This window comes from Streptomyces sp. SID1328 (assembly GCF_009865595.1).
Lineage (GTDB): Bacteria > Actinomycetota > Actinomycetes > Streptomycetales > Streptomycetaceae > Streptomyces > Streptomyces griseoluteus.
Window position 1 is genome coordinate 1 of the sequence record NZ_WWKH01000669.1, and the last position, 4,566, is coordinate 4,566.

Consider the following 4,566-nt stretch of genomic DNA (forward strand, 5'->3'; position numbering starts at 1 on the left):
CCCGGCCGCATCCGCCCCTCCCCGCCCCGGCTCCCGGCCCGCGCGGGCTTGGAGACGGTCGGGGACGGCGAGGCGGTGTCGGCGGCGTTCCGGGCCCGTACGGCGGGGGCGGAGGAGCGGCCGGACGGGGTGGGCGAACCCGGCGGGGGGCTCTCCGCGCCGTACGCGGTCGCGGTGCCGCACACGGGCGTGGCCGTCGTCGCCAGGACGAGCAGCACCCGCACCAGACGGAGCGTGAGTCGCAGCCATGGAGTCACGTCGGTGACCTCCGGGGAAATGCCGGGGAAGAAGGAATCCAGCCTCACATTTCATGGCACACCCGGCATTCCGGGTTGGGCCGTAGGAGGCGGTACGCCGGATCACCGGCACGCGGGGGTCCGGCGGTGATGGGGTGGGCGGGTGCGAGAGAATGACGGCATGGAGATGCCGAGGAACGAACGGTCGCCCGAGAACCCCCAGATCCTCGTCGTGGGCCAGGACGGGATGGCGCTCGGTGGCGGCACGAACGAGGGCTCCCGCGAGATCCCGGTGACGGACCAGGTGGAGCAGCCGGCGAAGGTCATGCGGATCGGCAGCATGATCAAGCAGTTGCTGGAGGAGGTGCGCGCCGCTCCTCTGGACGAGGCGAGCCGGGTCCGGCTGAAGGAGATCCACGCCAGCTCGGTCAAGGAGCTGGAGGACGGCCTCGCGCCGGAGCTGGTGGCGGAGCTGGAGCGGCTGTCGCTGCCCTTCACCGACGACGCGACGCCGAGCGACGCCGAGCTGCGGATCGCCCAGGCCCAGCTGGTCGGCTGGCTGGAGGGCCTCTTCCACGGCATCCAGACCACGCTGTTCGCCCAGCAGATGGCCGCCCGCGCCCAGTTGGAGCAGATGCGGCGCGCGCTCCCGCCGGGCAGTGTCCCGGAGGGCGCCGAGGAGCAGCACACCGGCGGCCGCTCGGGCGGCCCGTACCTGTAGACACGTCCTGCGAGAAGGGCCCGGCGGAAGCGATCCGCCGGGCCCTTCTCGCAGGACGCCTACTGCGGCGGCTCGCCCGTGGAGACGTTCAGCGAGACCTCGCCCATGTTCTTCGGGTCGACGTCCGTGCCCGGCGCGGGGAACTGGTCGAGGACCGTCCCGTCGCCCCAGGTGTTGTTGTCTTCCTTCTTCACCTTGTACTGCCAGCTCGCGGCCTGGAAGCACGCCTTCACGGAGTCGATGTTCTTGTACCGGAAGTCGGGCAGCCGGATCTTCTTCTCGTCGTTGTACGACTCCTGCGGCTCGGTGCACTCGGTGTCGTCGATCGTGCGCGAGGTGTCCGGGCCCCGGTAGCCGGAGGCGTGCGAGGAGGTGGAGGCGCTGGGGGAGCCGTCGCCGCCGGCCGTGGTGTCGTCCTTCTTGTTCATGTTGAGCGCGATCAGCAGGCCCGCGATCAGCACCGCGGCCACCGCGACCGAGCCGATCAGCACCGGCTTGTTGTTCCGGCCGCCGCCGCCCCCGGAGGAGGGCACCGCGGTCGGCGGCTGGGCCCCGTAGGCGGGCGCCGGCTGCCCGCCGTACGCGGGCGGGGTCGGGTAGCCGCCCTGCTGGGGGTAGCCGTAGGACGGGGGCGGGGTGCCGTACGGGTTCGGCGTCGGCTGGTACGGCTGCTGCACCTGGCCGGGATGGGGCCGCGGGGCCGTGTGGTCGACCGGCGGGAACACCGCCGAGCCCACGCCCGAGCCGCTCTGCGCCGGACCCGCGCCCGGCACGATGCTCGGCGCCGCCTGCTGGAGCGAGGCGCCCACCCGCAGGCACTCCTCGCGCATCGCCTCGGCGGTGGGGAAGCGTTCGTTGGGGTTCTTCTTCAGCGCGCGGGCCACCAGGGCGTCCACCGCCGGGGGCAGCGCGCGGTTGATCGAGGAGGGGGCGACCGGCTCCTCCTGGACGTGCGCGTAGGCGATGGCCAGCGGCGAGTCCGCGTCGAACGGCAGCCGGCCGGTGACGAGCTGGAACAGCATGATGCCGACCGAGTACAGGTCGGAGCGGGCGTCCACCCCGCGGCCGAGGGCCTGCTCGGGGGAGAGGTACTGCGGGGTGCCGACGACCATGCCGGTCTGCGTCATCGAGGTGACCCCGGACTGCATGGCCCGCGCGATGCCGAAGTCCATCACCTTCACCACGCCGCGCTTGGTGGTCATCACGTTGCCCGGCTTGATGTCCCGGTGGACCAGCCCCTTCTCGTGGCTGATCTCCAGCGCGGCCAGCACGTCCGCGGTGATCCTCAGGGCCTTGTCGGCGGGCATCGCGCCGAACTGCCGTACGTCGTCGGCGAGCACGGAGCCGAGCGGGCGGCCCTCCACGTACTCCATGACGATGTAGGGCATGCCGTCCGCTTCGTCCTCGCCGGTGTCGAAGACGGAGACGATGTTGGTGTGCGTGAGCTTGGCCACGGCCTGGGCCTCGCGGCGGAACCGCTCGCGGAACGCCTGCTCCCGGCCCAGCTCGGTGTGCAGGGTCTTGATGGCCACCTGGCGGTCCAGCACCGAGTCGTGGGCCAGGTGCACGGCGGCCATGCCGCCCTCGCCGAGCAGGTCCTGGAGCCGGTAACGGCCACCGGCCAGTGCCCGCCCCGTGTACCGGCCGCCCTGTGCGCCGTCCTGGCTCATCGTTCCGTGTCCCCCATGGCCCGTCGGAGCCGTCATCGACCGGACACGCGCCGCGCGGCACCTGCCTTGATCGAATGTGTCATTCTCGGCCAAGTCTGCCCGAGGGCACGGACACGTCAAGCCCGGTGCCCGTTCCGTGACCGTACGCGAAAGAAGCGTCGCGCAAGCGTTACAGCAGGCGTACGACCGGTGCACGGAATTTGCACGAGGGCCTGTGCTGCGGGTTTCATGGCCGGTCCGTCCTGGGCCCGTCCCGGTGCCGGATCGGGACCGGCGGCCACCGGCGAGGCTGTAGCGTGGCCGACGGAGTCCGTATCAACACCGCGCGCATCGCGGGCAGAAACGACGGCGAGGACCGATGGCACAGACGCACGGCGCCCAAGGCCCGTCCGACCCCGAGGCGGCGGCCGGCGGCGGCATGGCGGAGGCGCCGGAGAACTGGGGCAACGGCGGGCTCGTCGGCGACGGCCGCTACCGGCTCACCCACCGGCTCGGCCGGGGCGGCATGGCCGAGGTGTTCGCGGCCGAGGACGTCCGGCTCGGCCGCACGGTCGCGGTCAAGCTGCTGCGCGCCGACCTCGCCGAGGACCCCACCTCCAAGGCCCGCTTCACGCGCGAGGCCCAGTCGGTGGCCGGGCTCAACCACCACTCGATCGTCGCCGTGTACGACTCCGGCGAGGACCAGGTGAACGGCCAGGCCGTGCCGTACATCGTGATGGAGCTGGTCGAGGGCCGCACCATCCGTGAGCTGCTGGTCGACGCGGACGCGCCGGGCCCCGAGCAGGCCCTGATCATCGTCTCCGGGGTGCTGGACGCGCTCGCCTACTCGCACCAGCACGGCATCGTGCACCGCGACATCAAGCCCGCCAACGTCATCATCACCGACAACGGCGCGGTCAAGGTGATGGACTTCGGCATCGCCCGCGCCCTGCACGGCGCCTCCACGACGATGACCCAGACCGGCATGGTCATGGGCACCCCGCAGTACCTCTCCCCGGAACAGGCGCTCGGCAAGGCGGTCGACCACCGCTCCGACCTGTACGCCACCGGCTGCCTGCTCTACGAACTCCTCGCGCTGCGGCCCCCCTTCACCGGTGAGACCCCGCTGTCGGTGGTCTACCAGCACGTCCAGGACATGCCGGTGCCGCCCTCGCAGGTCACCGCCGGCTGCCCGCCCGAGCTGGACGGCCTGGTCATGCGCTCCCTCGCCAAGGAGCCGGACGACCGCTTCCAGACGGCCGAGGAGATGCGCGGCCTGATCCAGTACGGCCTGCAGATGCTGTACGACCAGGGCGCCCACTCCGGCACCTGGAACACCGGCCCGGTGGACGCCGCCGCGGGCGCGCCGACGCCGCCCGGCGGCTACGCGGGCACCACCGTGATGCCCCAGTCCGGCGGCTACGGCGGCGGCACCACGCAGATCCCGCAGCCGATCCTGCCCGGCGGGTACGGGAGCGGCGACGACGGCGGCTTCGAGGGCCACGGCAACAAGGGCAGCGGCAGGGGCAAGCTCCTGGTGCTGGCCGCGCTCGCCCTGGTGGCGGTCGTGGCCGGTGTCGCGCTCGCGCTGAACAACACCGGCGGCGACGAGGGCAAGGGCACCAAGCCGACCCCGACGCACTCACAGACGCACAAGGACGACAAGGCCTCCGAGACGCCGAGCGACGGCACCTCCAAGGAGCCGACGGACGATCCGGCCACCCAGGGCGGCTCGGGCTGGAACAACGGCTCGAACTACACCCCGTCCTACCGGCCGACCGACCCCGGTACGGCCCAGCCGTCGGAGGAGCCGACCGACCAGCAGACCTCCGAGCAGCCGAGCGCCCCGCAGACCTCGCCGCCCGCCACGGGCGACGCGTCCGGCGGCGGCACGGACGCGGGCACCACGGACGGCACGGGCAACGCGGGCGGCACCGACCAGGGCACCACGGCCGGTGCC

3 protein-coding genes and 1 pseudogene are annotated in these 4,566 nt (G+C 72.6%); 2 read left to right on the forward strand and 2 right to left on the reverse strand.

All coding sequences use genetic code 11. The features are described 5' to 3' along the window. Positions 1-305, reverse strand: a pseudogene (locus GT030_RS21615) (hypothetical protein); the annotation flags it as partial. A 112-nt stretch (positions 306-417) separates the two neighbouring features. Between GT030_RS21615 and GT030_RS21620 the strand changes: the two are divergent. Further along, positions 418-957, forward strand: a complete 540-nt coding sequence (locus GT030_RS21620; RefSeq protein ID WP_161202520.1) for a bacterial proteasome activator family protein — start codon at positions 418-420, stop codon at positions 955-957. A 59-nt stretch (positions 958-1,016) separates the two neighbouring features. On the opposite strand, the gene GT030_RS21625 is transcribed toward GT030_RS21620, so the two are convergent. Next, positions 1,017-2,627: a protein kinase gene (locus GT030_RS21625; RefSeq protein WP_161202521.1), complete on the reverse strand. Its 1,611-nt coding sequence runs from the start codon at positions 2,625-2,627 to the stop codon at positions 1,017-1,019. A gap of 358 nt (positions 2,628-2,985) precedes the next feature. On the opposite strand from GT030_RS21625, the gene GT030_RS21630 reads away from it, so the two are divergent. Then, a partial coding sequence (locus tag GT030_RS21630) for a protein kinase (RefSeq protein ID WP_161202522.1) occupies positions 2,986-4,566 on the forward strand: 1,581 nt, incomplete at its 3' end.